This window comes from Thermostichus sp. MS-CIW-15 (genome assembly GCF_054060575.1).
Map to the genome: position 1 here is coordinate 46,960 of NZ_JBSSDI010000006.1, position 13,188 is coordinate 60,147.

Genomic DNA, 13,188 nt, shown 5'->3' on the forward strand with positions numbered 1-13,188 from the left:
GCTGGAGGTTGGGGAAATGAGCGATTTGTTGCCCAAAAGTGAAATTTTGCTCTGGAAGCTCCTGCTAACAGGGGAAGAACCGACCAAGTCGCAAGTGAAGCCAAAGCATAGGGCCAAAGAGCTCAAGCTGTTGGAGGAAAAGGGCCTCATTGAATGCAAGACTGTAGTCGAAAAGGGAAGGAGGATAACCCGGCTTGTGCTGACTGACAAGGCCTGGGACTGGGCTTCTACCACACCTCCAACGGCCATTGCCCGTTCCAAGTCGCCAGAGGCAGCAGTTGTTTTGCAAAAGGCGTTGGCAACCCTAGTGGATTACGCACAGCGGGAGAACGTTCCCTTGGCGCGGATTCTAGGCCTACGGCCGAGTAGCGCGAACAGACCCTCTCTCGGTGGAGCAGCCCCTGTTCCTACTGGGCAAACGCAGCCCTGGGAAGTTAGCGAAGGGGAGGTTGATCCTAACTTCCTCGAGAAGGTCTTTCGCACCTGCGAGGAGATGGGAGGGCGCTACTACCTAGTCTACTTATCCGACTTGCGCAAAAGATTTCCCGATGTTCCCTCCTGGCTATTGGATCAGGCGCTCCTGACTTTGCACGACCAAGCCAAGATAGTGCTGATGAACCTGGACGATCCTCTGTCCATTACTCCTGAAATCGAAGCCGCAGCTATTGACCTGTACGGCTACAAAAAGCACGTTCTTCGTGTTAGGAACTAGCCATGACTTCCAAGGAAAGTACCTCTTTCTCAATCAACCAACAAAAAGCTCTAGAAGCCCTCAAGGAGGTTGATTTTGATTGGACAGTTCATCTTAGAAAAATCTGGCAACCTCCGGATTTTGACGTTCCTGAGCTTAACCGGGATGTCAGGGAGCAGCTATTCAGCCGGCTGGAGAAGTTAATCCAATCTCCCCAGATGGAGACACCCTTTGGAATCCCTGTGCTTGGCAATGGTGGCTCTGGCAAAACCCACCTTCTCAGGGTCTTAAGACAGCGCTGCTTTGAAAAAGGGGTGGGATTTGTCCTAGTGGACATGACCGATGTGAAAGACTTTTGGGAAACCGTAATCCAGGGCTACCTCACCTCTCTGCTTCAGGAAGAGCCTGATGGCACTAGCCAGCTCCAAAAAATTCTCGATCTGGTCTTTCTGAGAGCTCTCTCTACTCCCAAGCAGGCGAAGGAGATCGCCAGTTTTTCCCACGAATCTTTGCTCGACGTCATTAGACAAACTCTGCAATGGCTATTCACTCAAGATCGCAAGCACACCATCAAGTACCAAGATTGTGTACGAGCTGCCATTCTAGCTAATTCGAATGATTTTTCACTGGCGTCAATAGGTACTAGCTGGATACAGGGCCTAGGTGTGGAATCAGAGGTTGCCCGACAATTCGGTTTTACCAACGCCGGCTTAAATCCTAGTCAAGTTGTTGCAGGACTTTCTTGGCTGATGAGCCTAAGGGGACCCACTGTAGTTGCTTTGGATCAGTTAGATCCCATTCTTGTGCAATCTCAAACAAGTCCTAGTCCTTCGTCATCCTTGCAGGAGCTCTCGCCAGAGACAGAAAGAGAAGCTTCCCAAAACATCACTCATAACATCGCAGGTGGCCTCATTGGGCTACGGGACTGCCTCTCCCGATCCCTTGTCATCATCTCTTGCCTAAACCAGTCTTGGGAAATTCTAACGAAAACAGCTGTTCAAACCTTTACAGGACGCTTTGAGCCGCCTTTAACTTTGAGGCCTCTTCCTCGGGACAGTGTCGCTGTCGCTGAGGGAGTTGTTGTTCCTCGCCTGCAGGCTGCCTACCACAAGGTGGGCTTTATCCCTCCCTATCCTTCCTACCCGTTTAAGCCGGAGTTCTTCCAGCAGAGTATCTATCCTCGGCAGCTCCTCCAGAAATGTCATGAGCACAGGGAGCAATGCCTACGGGAAGGGAGAGTTACCGAGTTAGGTGTCCCAAGTTCTGCTCCTATCACTCCAAGTCCCCCTCCACTGAAGGAACTAGATCGAATCTTTGAGGAGACCAAGCAAAAGGTTGATATTTCCCCGTATTTACAGGAAAACGAGAACGAGATATGGAAAGAGCCCCTAGCTTCTCTGTGCAACTTTCTCTTCTGGCAGGAAAAGTTGCCGGCTAGTATTGGCAGCCAAGTGGAAACTGACTTCCCTGGATCCAGAGGTTTCTCGCCTCTGCATTCTCGCTTGCGGCTAATCTTCTACGAGGCAAACGAGCGGGAAAGGCACCTTTGTTTTACAGCTATTCAATCAACTAATCCTAGATCTTTCCAAACTCGCTTAGTAGCTGCTAGGACGGCAGCCGGGATCGACGCGGCCCTGCGATTTCGCAAGTTGGTAGTGGTGCGCACTACCTCCCTACCAGGAGGCGAACGTACTCAGAAACTGTGGCAAAAGTTCCTTGAGGAGGGTGGGATCCACTGGCGGCCCAGTGAAAGGGAAATCAGGGTTCTGCTGGCCCTGGAGCAGCTCAAATCCAGACCCGGTTTTAGAGATTGGCTGGCGGAACGGCAACCTCTTACCCAACTGGCAAATGCTGAGCCGGATTCAGCGCTGGCCAAAATCCTTGCCTGGCTGAGGGAAGGGATCCCGGCTGACTGGGCTACGAGAGCTGAGCCTGAGGAAAAGGGAGTTTCCTCCCCTCCTAGGGCAGGCAACGGCAAAGCTCCTGAAGCCAAGCAAGACTTGCAGCCGCCGAGACCTTCGCCAGGTTTGTTTGTCGGACGACGCTGGATAGCCAACCGGGAGGGTGAGCCAGTTTTTCTGCCCATCGAGGAGCTGGTGCGGCACACTGTGATTTTGGCTGGCAGCGGCTCGGGGAAAACGGTGCTCTTGAGGCGAATGGTGGAAGAGGCAGCCTTGCAAGGGATCCCTTCCATCGTCATCGATGCAGCCAACGACTTGGCCCGGCTGGGGGATCCCTGGCCTGCCGCTCCCGAGGGCTGGACAGAGGAGGATCAAGCCAAGGCAGAGCGCTACTTTGCCCAAACCGAGGTGGTGGTTTGGACCCCTGGGCTGGCGGCGGGCAACCCCCTCACCCTTGCCCCCCTGCCGGACTTTGCTGCGCTGGCCGGTGATCCCGAAGAGCTGGAGCAAGCCGTCGACATGGCCTGGGGCGCCCTCCAGGAGATCGTGGCCCCCGGCAAGACCGTCAGCGACGAGCTGAAGCGGGGGGTTCTTAAGGCAGCTTTGAAATACTTTGCCACCCACCAGCCGGGATCTCTAGCTGACTTTGCCGAGTTCCTTGCGGACCTGCCTCCGGAAGCAGGAGCTGGTATCAGCAAGGCGCCGCAACTGGCGCTGCAGATGGCTAATCTCCTCAAGGCTGCCATGGTTAACAACAAGTTGCTCCATCAACAGGGGATGGCGTTGGATCCGGCCATCTTGTTGGGGCTGGGCTCAGACTACGGCAAAACCCGGGTGTCGGTTGTCAACTTGGTGGGCCTTCCCACCCTGGGGGAACAGCAGCAATTTCTCAATCAACTGGCCATGGCGCTGTTTACCTGGATCAAGAAAAACCCCGCCCCGCCGGAAGCGCCAGTGCGCGGGCTGCTGGTCATCGACGAGGCCAAAGACTTTGTGCCCTCCCAGGGGACTACCCCCTGCAAGCAGAGCCTGCTGCGCCTGGCCGCCCAAGCGCGCAAATACGGCTTGGGTCTCATTTTTGCTACCCAAGCACCCAAGAGCATCGACCACAACGTCATCGCCAACTGCTCCACCCAGTTTTTTGGCCGGGTCACGTCTCCGGCAGCCATCGAGGTAGTGCGGGAGCAAATTGCCCAGCGGGGAGGAAGCGGAGAAGATGTGGCTGTCTTAAAGGTGGGACAGTTTTATCTCTCCTCGCAGCAGCTTCACCCGCCCTGCAAAATCCAAACTCCCTGGTGCCTGTCTTTTCACGCCCCCACCCCTCTAAGCGAAGCTGAGGTGATCCAGCGCTCCCAGGCAGTTAAGCTCTAGGCTCTCATCTTAGCAGTTTTGCCGCTGTTGGCTGTCGCGGCAATCTTCTCATTGCTCTTCTATTCCCTGGCAACTTGCTGCTGCCAATTCCTGAGGCTGCCTGGCAGTTGGGAGGCCTCTGGAGCTATGCTCCCTTAAGGCAACTCGGGCAAGCTCGAGCAGGGATCCTCGGGAGCAGGGCAATGGGGCAGGGGCTAGGAAAAGCTCAGCAGCGGTGGTGGGTGTTGGGTCTAGTGGTGATTTGGGCTTGGCTGAGCTGGGGGAGGATGGCCTGGCCTGCTGCCTCCTGCCAGGATCCTCTCTTCCTCCGGCAAATCTTGGCCGCAATGGGCCGGCCTGAGGTGGTGGTGGAGGAAGTAGCTCTGTTTGATAGAGATCAGTGCCTTGTCCAGTTGGTGTTGGATCGCCGCGGGCTAAGGGGATCCCTGCCGCCGGAGATCGGCCAGTTTCGCCGGCTGCGGGCTCTGTCCCTAAGCTACAACCAACTTTCCGGCCCTATCCCCGCCGAGCTGGGGCAGTTGAGGGAGTTGGAACAGCTTTTTCTCGACTACAACCAGTTCTCCGGCCCCATTCCACCGGAGCTAGGACAACTGGGCAAGCTGCGGGGACTGTTTTTGGATCACAACCAGCTCTCTGGATCCATTCCTCCAGAGCTAGGTCGGCTCAGCCGCCTAGAAAACCTCTGCTTGCAAGATAACCAGCTCAGTGGCAGCATTCCTAGCCAACTCGGCCAGCTCAGCTCTCTTAAGGGGCTGTTTTTGGATCGCAACCAGCTTTCTGGGCCCATTCCGCCCCAACTGGGGCAACTGCGCAACCTGGAAAATCTGTACCTGTCGGACAATCGCCTCAGCGGACCCATACCCCCCGAGCTAGCCCAGCTTAAGCAATTGCGGGATCTGCGCCTGGCCCGTAACCAGCTTACAGGCAAGCTGCCCAGCTTCTTGGCAGAACTGCCGCGGCTAGAACGGCTCCACATTGGGGGCAACCCCGGCCTGTGCCTGCCAGCCGCCCTTTCCAGTTGGTTTGCCGGCCTCAGTGAAGGGGATCCCGCCCCCACCTTCCCCTGTCCCTAGGGCAGGGATCTCCAGCTCTCGCCTTAACCTGCGATACTGGGATCAGGTGTCCACAGCCCACTACGCGAACGGTCAGCCATGTATATCCTAGAATTGCTTTTGAAAGGGAATCCCGCCCCCATCGTCGTCCACCAAAAAGAGGAGGAAGCGGCCAACCGCGCCTACCAAAGCGTGGTCAACGCTCTCCAGAGCGGATCCCCCCAAAGCTTGGAGCTGACCTGTGACCGCACCGGCAAAAAGGTGTTCCTGCTCACCGGCGAGCTGTGTGGCGTGCAAATGACCACCAAGTCGGGTGGCCCTGGTGCCCCAGGAACTCGTCCCGGCTTTTTGGCGCAGTTGCAGGGTTGAGAGCAGCTCTTCGGGTCTTCGCGAGGGATTCTCATGTCGGAGAGGGGGACAGAGTCCTTGCGCGGCGGCAAGAGGGAGTCCCCGCCGGCCATTCGGGTGGAGGGCCTGACCTTTGCCTGGCCGGAGCGTCCCCCGGTTCTGCGGGAGTGCAGCTTTGTCATTCCCAAAGGCCAGTTGTGGATGCTGCTGGGGCCTAACGGCAGCGGCAAGTCTACCCTATTGCAACTGTTGTCCGGATCCCTCACCCATCCTCAGCCCCTAGCGGGCCACCTGGAGGTGCGCGGGCGGCTGGGCCACGTGTTTCAAAACCCGGATCACCAACTGTTCATGCCGACGGTAGGGGCAGACGTCGCCTTTGGTTTGGGGGCAGAACCCCTCACGTTGGAAGAGATTGCCGAGCGGGTGGAAATGGCCTTGGAGCAGGTGGGCTTGCGGCACTTGATCCGCCGGCCCATCCACGGCCTCAGCGGTGGGCAGAAGCAACGGGTAGCAGTTGCCGGGGCGCTGGCCCGGCGCAGCGAGGTTCTGCTTTTGGACGAGCCAACAGCCCTGCTGGATCCCGAGAGCCAGGCGGAGTTGCTGCGGTGCATCCGCCGCCTGGTGGATCAAGAGGGGATCACCGCTCTCTGGGTAACCCATCGGCTGGCAGAGCTGGAATGGGCGGATGGAGCAATTTTCCTCTCCGAAGGACAGGTGCGCCATCAGGGATCCCCAGAGCAGGTGCGGCAACAGCTTGGACAACTGTTTGGCGCCTTCAGGTCTTAGCCCCGCTGATCCCGAAGAGATCGCAAAAGGGTGGCTGCAACCCCCGGCGGTCGCTGCTTAGAATGGTAATGTATCCACAGCGATCGATAGGTTGGCAGCAAGGCATCATCCTGGACTTATCTACCCTGCGGAGCGGCAGGTTTCTGCCTGTTGATCCGCGAGTGCGCTAGATCCCTGCGGATCTGCGTCAGCAGATTATACCCGTGGGCCCCTGGCCCCATCTCGTTGAAAGGAGCTTGAGAATATGGGACTGTCTGAAGTCATTGCCAAAGAGCTGGAGAACGCGCGCAAAGTCTGCTCTGAGTACGGCGAAGGGGATCCCCACTGCCGTGCAGCTTGGGATGCTGTTGAGGAAGTGCTGGCAGCCCGCAGCCACCAGCCCAAAGCTCCCAGCAGCCTTGAGCAGCACTGTGCTGAAAACCCCGACGCCGTCGAGTGCCGTGTTTACGACACCTGATTTCTGGTAACCCTGCAGATCGGTCTCGGTTTATCGACAGCGATCGCAAGTGGGATCCCCGACAAGATCCAGCGGCCTGCCAGCTCCCTGCTGGCGGGCTTCGTCTTTCTGGGCCGGAATGCGTAGCTGGGCACCGAGAATTGAGTCCAGCCGGGACACTTTGCTCACCCCAGGAAGAGGGAGGATCGCCGGCTACTTCGAGCAACAACCCTCGAAACCCCAGCCCCTCGAACTTGAGGGTTGTGGGAGGCACCCTGCTCGCAAAGAAAGTTTCTCACGGAGAAAGCTTTTGAGCAGAGTCAGCCCGCCGCCATTGCCTCATCCACAAGACAAAGGCTGTTCCCAGCAGCACCATTTGTGGGATCAGCGTCTGCCAAGTGGGATACAAACCCAACCAGCGCAGCTTCGGGATCCCGGATAAGGGGGTGATCGGAAGCCAGCCCGCCACTTGCAAAGCATGGAGGCCGCTGCCCAGGAACTTAAAGCCCAAGTAAAAAATCAGCAGGCTTAAACCCCGGAAAAAAGCCCCCAAGGGCAGCTTCAGCCCCACCTGCAGCAGCAAGACCGCCATCCCCACCAGCAGCAGGGATCCCAGACCGATCCCCAGCCAGAGATCTTTTGCCGCCAGGGAAGGGGCCAATCCCACGTAAAACAACACCGTTTCTGCCCCCTCGCGAAACACCGCTGCAAAGGCCAGGAAAGCTAGGGAAAAAACCTGGCCTGTGGCGAGCGCTGCCTGGGCTTGTTCTTGCACAAAGGTCTGCCAGGAAGCAAGGGCGGCCCGCCGGTGCAGCCAGAGGCTGACCGAAAACAGCAAACCTGCTGCCACCAGCCCAGTCATCCCCTCCAGTACCTCTTGGCGGGTGTGGGTCAGCAACTGCTGGAAAAACAACTTCACCAGCAAGGCGAGCATCACCGCTGCCAGCAGACCCATGGATCCCCCCAGCCACACCCAGCGCTGCGGGGCCGACTGCCCACTTTTGCGCAGAAGGGCCAGCAAAGCCACCAGCACCAAAAGCGCCTCCAGACCCTCCCGCAGCAAAATCGAGGCAGCATCCAAAAAGGTGTAGTCCGACATAGGTTCACCCAGGCAGGTGGCTCAATTCTAGCGTTGCCTGAGGAGAGGCTCAGGTGGTGGCGGGGATGAACTTCAGAGCAGCAGAGTTGATGCAGTAGCGCAGACCCGTTGGTGGGGGACCGTCCCGAAACACGTGCCCTAAGTGACCACCACAGTTGGAGCAGTGAACCTCGGTGCGAGGCACAAGCAACTTCCAATCCGTCTTGGTGCCGATCACATGAGGAGCAATCGGCTCCCAAAAACTGGGCCAACCAGTGCCACTGTCGTATTTGGCTGCCGAGGAAAAGAGCTCCTGCCCACAGCCAGCGCAGACATAGATCCCTGGAGCCTTGTTGTCGTAGTAGGCGTTGCGGAAGGGGGGCTCGGTTCCCTCTTGGCGCAGCACATAGTACTGCTCTTCGGTGAGCAGTTGTCGCCACTCAGCGTCGGTTTTGGTAACGGGATAGATTTCTTGAGCCATCGCCTGTTGCTCTCCTGTCAAGCTGAGGGGTGCCGTAACGAACCCGGCCACTGTCAAGTCAAAAGCTTGCCTCGTCGCATAAGCGGTTTGTCCGTCCTGACATGGGTGAAGCCATCGCCGCCGGACTCTCCAGTTGCCCTGTCCGGCTGTTTCTGAGACTTGCAAGCAGATGCTTGTATGTATCTTAACTCTTCTTCACGTCTTCTTCCCCACAAAGGCGAAGGTACGGGTATCTTCACCATTGGTCGGCTACCCCTCAGCCAAAGCCGGCAGTTTCCGCGCGGCAAAGAGTCGGCGAGCTTCTCTATGAGTTCTATCTGTAGCTTCTATCCCTGGCTGGGGACATACTCCCGCTACAATGAGCACAGGCAAGGGATCCGTTCGGCCTAGGCGGGCTGGCCTGGGGATTCTTTTGCTAACCCTGAAAACGACGGAGTTATTGCCATGTTGCTGGTCGGCTCAGGCGCCAAGTTTGTGCAGCAGCTCGAGCAGTGTGGGGCTCTGGCCATCTTTGTTACCCCAGAAGGGGGATCGGAAGGGCACTACCTGCGGCGGCTGCGCGGAGCTGGCTACGAGGTAGTCACCCTTTCCAGCAAGGGGATTGGGGATCTGGCCAGTTATCTGACGTCCAGCCATGGGGTGCGGCCTGCCACGCTGGGCAAATCGCAGCGGCGCACCTATTTCTACCCCTCGTTGATCGAGCAGTACCGCGCCACCTTGCCCCCAAAGGCCAAGGGATTGGTGTTTTGGTTTTACGAGGGGCATGTGCTCAGCCGGCAAGAGCTCTCCTACCTGGTGAAGCTGAGCCAAGAAGATAAGGGCGTGAAATTTGTGGTGGAGCTGGGTCGAGAGCGGTCAATTCGGTGGCAACCTCTGCAGAGTGCCTGAGGATCTGTTCAGATTCCTCGAAAATTCTTTGCTACCATCTCAAGTAGGCGGCCTGCAGCCCAGACTCTCATCTTGCCGGTGGCCTTCCGTGCCTGTGACCTTGCCGAACGTCTCGCTGCAACAGGGTACTTGGTTTAAGCTGATCTGCGGCGCAAGTTTCCACCACTTGCCGTCGATTCGAGAGTTAGCTTTCCTCTACACGCTTGCCGGTGCCGATTGCATTGACGTCGCCGCTGACCCAGCCATTGTGCAAGCTGCCCAAGAAGGGATCCGGCGGGCCCAGGCAGAAGATCCCCAGGTGGGGTCCCCCTGGTTGATGGTCAGCGTCAACGACGGCGAAGATGTGCATTTTCGCAAGGCGGTGCTGACGGATCCCGTCTGTCCTGCCGACTGTCCGCAGCCCTGCCTAGCCGTTTGTCCGCCCCACGCCCTGATCCGGGCAGGCACTTCCACCCAGGTTCACATCCGGGCAGAGCTCTGTTACGGCTGTGGCCGCTGTGAGCCGGTGTGTCCCCACCAACGCATCGCCACCCAAGGCTATCAGGTTGCGGCGGCGGAGATCCTGCCGTCCTTGCTAGAGCTGGGGGTTGAGGCGGTGGAAATCCACACCCGTATCGGTCGACAGAGCCAATTCGCGCAATTGTGGGGATCCCTAAAGCCCTGGCTGCGGTGGCTGCGGGCCGTCTCGATCAGCTTTAACGATGGTCCCGGCCTCGAGGTCTATTTGCGGGATTTGCTGGCCTTGATGGATCCCTTGCCGGAGGTGTTGATCTGGCAGGTGGACGGTCGGCCTATGAGCGGGGATCTTGGAGCTGGCGCCGGCAAGGCCACTCTGAAGTTGGCCCGAAAGGTGTTGAGCATGGGGTTGCCCGGCTATGTGCAGTTGGCAGGAGGAACCAATGGGCAAACGGTGTCGCTGCTGGATCCCCGTTGGCCGGTGGCGGGGGTGGCCTTCGGCAGCTATGCGCGACAGTTGGTGGCCACCTACTTGGAGGGGGGGCCTGGATTGGCAGGTGGGATCCCAGTGGCCAAGCAGTTGGTGCAGCAAGTGAAGCAACGAGCGGTGGCCCCCAGACAAACCTGTTTTTCCAGTGTTTAACAACGTTGCCCGACCATGAGTTTCTTAGTACAGCCCTTCAACCCGTCGGCGGATCGGGAAGGTGCTCCGCACCGCTCCAGCGAACGCACCTCTTTTCCCGGGCAAGTCCTCTACAACGACGATTTGGGCAAGCTGCTGGACGTTCTGCCCGCCTCCATCCGCCAGCGCCTGGAGCAGCATCCCCAGTTGGATCGGCTGGTAGAGGTGGTGCTGGATTTGGGCCGCCGCCCGGAAGCCCGCTTCCCCGGCTTTGCCGATTACCTCTCGGAGGAGGTGGTCACCCGCGCCGACCTGGATCTGGTCATCAGCCAAGTGGGAGAGTTTAGCGGCGACAACCGCGCCGGCATTGCCTCAACTCTGCACCGGATCAGCGCCATTCGCAACCGCCAGGGCACGATCATCGGCCTCACCTGTCGGGTAGGGCGTTGCGTTATCGGCGTCATCAGCATGATCCGCGATTTGGTGGAGCAGGGCCGCTCGATGCTGTTGCTGGGCCGCCCAGGGGTGGGCAAAACCACCGCCCTACGGGAAATTGCCCGCGTGCTGGCGGACGAGCTGCACAAACGGGTCATCATCATCGATACCTCCAACGAAATTGCCGGCGATGGCGACGTGCCCCACCCAGGGATTGGCCGGGCCAGGCGCATGCAGGTGGCCAGCCCGGAGCTGCAGCACAAGGTGATGATCGAGGCGGTGGAAAATCACATGCCGGAAGTGGTGGTGATCGACGAGATCGGCACCGAGTTGGAGGCTCTGGCCTCCCGCACCATCGCCGAACGGGGGGTGCAACTGGTGGCCACTGCCCACGGCAACCGCATCGACAACCTGATCAAAAACCCCACCCTCTCCGACCTAATTGGCGGGATCCAGTCGGTCACGCTCGGAGACGAAGAGGCGCGGCGGCGGGGCTGCCAGAAGAGCGTCTTGGAGCGGAAGGCCCCCCCCACGTTTGAGATTGCGGTGGAGATGCTGGAGCGGGATCGCTGGGTCATCCACGAAGATGTGGCGGCCACTGTGGATCGCCTCCTGCGCAACCGCGAGCCGCTGGTGCAACTGCGCAGCCTGGACGAACGCGGCCAAGTGGTGATCGAGCGCCCCACCCTGTCTGGGCCCCAGTGGCCCCCCCCTGCCGGCAGCACCCTGTCCCCAACACGGGAGCGGGGGGGATGGCGCCGTTCTGGGCGGATGGAAGCTCTGCCCCTAGAACCAAGTGAAACTCGTCTGCGCCAGCCCGGCGAATCTGGCTCGCCTTCGGCCAAAAGGGAGGAATCTGTCCCGCCAGCAGCAGCGGGATCCCGTGCTGAGCCTCAAGTTATGGCCAGCCCCAAGGCAGAGTCCAGGGCTGAGGCGGAAGAGGATGCCGACTGGGAGGAACCTGCTGCGGCTGCCCTGGCAGAACGGCAACGGGATCTGGATGGGCCGCTGAGGATCTATCCCTACGGGGTTAGCCGCTTCCATCTGGAGCAGGTGATCCAGACTTTGAAGCTGTCGGCGGATGTCACCAAAGATCTGGATGAGGCAGATATTGTTTTGGCTTTGCGATCCCAGGTGCGCAGCCGCTCCAAGATCCAGCAACTGGCCCACGCCCGCCAAATCCCGATTCACACCGTCAAGGCCAATACCCTGATCGCCCTTGCCCGCGCCCTGCGTCACATCCTCAACATCGAAAGCGAGGACGGCTCCGATTCCGACCTAGAGCTGTTCATTCGGGCCAGCTCGGGCGACGAAACGGAAGCCTTGGAGGAGGCCCGGCTGGCGGTAGAGCAGATCGTCATTCCCAAGTCCCAGCCGGTGGAATTGCTGCCCCGCTCCCCTCTGATCCGCAAGCTGCAGCACCAGCTAGTGGAGCACTATCACCTGCGGGCCCAGAGCTTCGGCGAAGAGCCCAACCGCCGCCTGCGCATCTATCCCAACTAGCTCCAGCCAGGGTTCCTCAGGCCAGCAGGGATCCGGCGATCATCCCTGCCAAGAGAATGAAGCCCTGGAGGACGTTTTGGCCGAAGATGGCCATGTAGAGAGTGGGAGGGGGATTGACCTGGTGAAGCTGCCAGGTTTGCCGGCCCCAGAGAGCGGCGGCAACTGCCAGGCTAAGGAAATAGACCGCGTGCAACTGCAGGCTGATCCCCACCCCCAAGAGGGCAAGGGCGGCGCCCAAGAAAAACAGCCCCACCGCCGTTGGGGTTTGTCTCCCAAAAAAGCGGGCGCTGGAGTGGATCCCGGCCCGTTCGTCGTCCTCTCGATCCGATAGAGCATAGACCGTATCGAACCCCAACGTCCACAACACCGTGGCCAGCCACAGCCAGCCCAGCCCCTCCTCCCACAGGGGTGTGTGGGGATCTTGGCCGCTCACCGCTGTCCAACTGATGAGCACGGCAAATCCCCAGGCCAGGGCTAGCACCAGTTGGGGCACGGGAAACACCCGCTTAGCCCCCGGATAGAGCAGGATCACCGGCACTGCCGCCACGCAGAGGGCAAAGCTGACCGGGTTGAGAAAAAGCGCCAGCCCCGCCGCACAGGCCAAGGTCAGCAGCGCCATCACGATGCCGACGGCAACGGTCAGTTCGCGGCTGGCCAAGGGGCGGTTGCGGGTGCGCTCCACCAAGGGATCCAAATCCCGATCCCAGAGGTCGTTGATCACACAGCCCGCCCCGCTGGTGGCCAAGCTGCCCAAAATCAGGATCCCCACCAGCGGCCAAGGCGGCGTTCCCCGTCCGGCCAGAAAAGCCCCCCACAAAGCCGGGATCATCAGGATCAGCCGCCCTGCCGGCTTATGCCAGCGCAACAGCCGTAAAATCGCTCCGCCAGTGGCCCAGAGTGCAGAAGGAGAGGCAGACATAGCCAGGTCGAAAGAGGGCCAGTTGCCGAGAGGAATGGAGCTCCGCACCGATCTTAAATCATCCTAAACTGGCCCGTCCTGGAACCCTTGTCGTCCCCCTCGCCGTCTCTACTTTTTGGCCAGCATTTGGCTCCTCTTTTCCCACTATTGGCCAGCCTGAGAAGTTTGATATCCTAGCGGGGGGCTGCTGTTGAGGGTGATGAACTTTGCTGCTTTTCCCC

Annotated in this window: 12 protein-coding genes; 9 read left to right on the forward strand and 3 right to left on the reverse strand. The window is 59.3% G+C overall.

The features are described from left to right. Positions 1 to 16 precede the first annotated feature (16 nt). From ACVW0R_RS03465 to ACVW0R_RS03490, 6 genes are all read left to right on the forward strand, one after another. Positions 17 to 712, forward strand: coding sequence for a hypothetical protein (locus tag ACVW0R_RS03465; protein ID WP_457501659.1), 696 nt, complete (start codon positions 17 to 19; stop codon positions 710 to 712). 1,637 nt (positions 713 to 2,349) lie between these two features. Then, positions 2,350 to 3,963: a helicase HerA domain-containing protein gene (locus tag ACVW0R_RS03470; protein WP_457501660.1), complete on the forward strand. Its 1,614-nt coding sequence runs from the start codon at positions 2,350 to 2,352 to the stop codon at positions 3,961 to 3,963. 182 nt (positions 3,964 to 4,145) lie between these two features. Continuing rightward, positions 4,146 to 5,036 carry a leucine-rich repeat domain-containing protein gene (locus ACVW0R_RS03475; protein ID WP_457501661.1) on the forward strand — a complete coding sequence of 297 codons (891 nt, stop codon included), beginning with the start codon at positions 4,146 to 4,148 and terminating at the stop codon, positions 5,034 to 5,036. A 78-nt stretch (positions 5,037 to 5,114) separates the two neighbouring features. Beyond that, positions 5,115 to 5,384, forward strand: coding sequence for a hypothetical protein (locus tag ACVW0R_RS03480; RefSeq protein WP_011429902.1), 270 nt, complete (start codon positions 5,115 to 5,117; stop codon positions 5,382 to 5,384). Between the two features lie 33 nt (positions 5,385 to 5,417). Continuing rightward, the gene (locus tag ACVW0R_RS03485) at positions 5,418 to 6,149 is read left to right on the forward strand and encodes an energy-coupling factor ABC transporter ATP-binding protein (protein ID WP_099812251.1); all 732 of its coding nucleotides are present in this window, start codon (positions 5,418 to 5,420) and stop codon (positions 6,147 to 6,149) included. 244 nt (positions 6,150 to 6,393) lie between these two features. After that, positions 6,394 to 6,606: a CP12 domain-containing protein gene (locus tag ACVW0R_RS03490; protein ID WP_011429904.1), complete on the forward strand. Its 213-nt coding sequence runs from the start codon at positions 6,394 to 6,396 to the stop codon at positions 6,604 to 6,606. A gap of 274 nt (positions 6,607 to 6,880) precedes the next feature. On the opposite strand, the gene ACVW0R_RS03495 is transcribed toward ACVW0R_RS03490, so the two are convergent. Next, positions 6,881 to 7,684 (reverse strand): FTR1 family iron permease, encoded by an 804-nt coding sequence (locus ACVW0R_RS03495; protein ID WP_099812250.1) that lies wholly within the window; start codon positions 7,682 to 7,684, stop codon positions 6,881 to 6,883. A 49-nt stretch (positions 7,685 to 7,733) separates the two neighbouring features. Beyond that, complete coding sequence (gene msrB / locus ACVW0R_RS03500; RefSeq protein ID WP_011429906.1) at positions 7,734 to 8,144, reverse strand: peptide-methionine (R)-S-oxide reductase MsrB; 411 nt, start codon at positions 8,142 to 8,144, stop codon at positions 7,734 to 7,736. Between the two features lie 444 nt (positions 8,145 to 8,588). Here msrB and ndhN point away from each other — a divergent pair, with 444 nt between their 5' ends. The 3 genes from ndhN to ACVW0R_RS03515 all read left to right on the forward strand — a co-directional run bounded on the left by ndhN (position 8,589) and on the right by ACVW0R_RS03515 (position 12,048). Further along, on the forward strand, positions 8,589 to 9,032 hold the full coding sequence (ndhN, locus tag ACVW0R_RS03505) for an NAD(P)H-quinone oxidoreductase subunit N (RefSeq protein WP_011429907.1): 444 nt from the start codon (positions 8,589 to 8,591) through the stop codon (positions 9,030 to 9,032). 88 nt (positions 9,033 to 9,120) lie between these two features. Then, entirely contained in the window at positions 9,121 to 10,131 is a 1,011-nt protein-coding gene (locus tag ACVW0R_RS03510; protein WP_011429908.1) for a Light dependent period protein LdpA domain-containing protein, read from the forward strand. Positions 10,132 to 10,146: 15 nt separating this feature from the next. After that, positions 10,147 to 12,048 carry a R3H domain-containing nucleic acid-binding protein gene (locus ACVW0R_RS03515; RefSeq protein WP_457501662.1) on the forward strand — a complete coding sequence of 634 codons (1,902 nt, stop codon included), beginning with the start codon at positions 10,147 to 10,149 and terminating at the stop codon, positions 12,046 to 12,048. Positions 12,049 to 12,064: 16 nt separating this feature from the next. Here ACVW0R_RS03515 and ACVW0R_RS03520 read toward each other — a convergent pair whose 3' ends face one another. Further along, the gene (locus ACVW0R_RS03520) at positions 12,065 to 12,967 is read right to left on the reverse strand and encodes a 4-hydroxybenzoate solanesyltransferase (protein WP_011429910.1); all 903 of its coding nucleotides are present in this window, start codon (positions 12,965 to 12,967) and stop codon (positions 12,065 to 12,067) included. Positions 12,968 to 13,188 lie beyond the last annotated feature (221 nt).

Bases quoted from the DNA above. Each gene is read 5' to 3' on its own strand.
- ACVW0R_RS03465 (WP_457501659.1), top strand. From the start codon at position 17: ATGAGCGATTTGTTGCCCAAAAGTGAAATTTTGCTCTGGAAGCTCCTG.
- ACVW0R_RS03475 (WP_457501661.1), top strand. From the start codon at position 4,146: ATGGGGCAGGGGCTAGGAAAAGCTCAGCAGCGGTGGTGGGTGTTGGGT.
- ACVW0R_RS03480 (WP_011429902.1), top strand. From the start codon at position 5,115: ATGTATATCCTAGAATTGCTTTTGAAAGGGAATCCCGCCCCCATCGTC.
- ACVW0R_RS03485 (WP_099812251.1), top strand. From the start codon at position 5,418: ATGTCGGAGAGGGGGACAGAGTCCTTGCGCGGCGGCAAGAGGGAGTCC.
- ACVW0R_RS03490 (WP_011429904.1), top strand. From the start codon at position 6,394: ATGGGACTGTCTGAAGTCATTGCCAAAGAGCTGGAGAACGCGCGCAAA.
- ACVW0R_RS03495 (WP_099812250.1), bottom strand. From the start codon at position 7,684: ATGTCGGACTACACCTTTTTGGATGCTGCCTCGATTTTGCTGCGGGAG.
- msrB (WP_011429906.1), bottom strand. From the start codon at position 8,144: ATGGCTCAAGAAATCTATCCCGTTACCAAAACCGACGCTGAGTGGCGA.
- ndhN (WP_011429907.1), top strand. From the start codon at position 8,589: ATGTTGCTGGTCGGCTCAGGCGCCAAGTTTGTGCAGCAGCTCGAGCAG.
- ACVW0R_RS03515 (WP_457501662.1), top strand. From the start codon at position 10,147: ATGAGTTTCTTAGTACAGCCCTTCAACCCGTCGGCGGATCGGGAAGGT.
- ACVW0R_RS03520 (WP_011429910.1), bottom strand. From the start codon at position 12,967: ATGTCTGCCTCTCCTTCTGCACTCTGGGCCACTGGCGGAGCGATTTTA.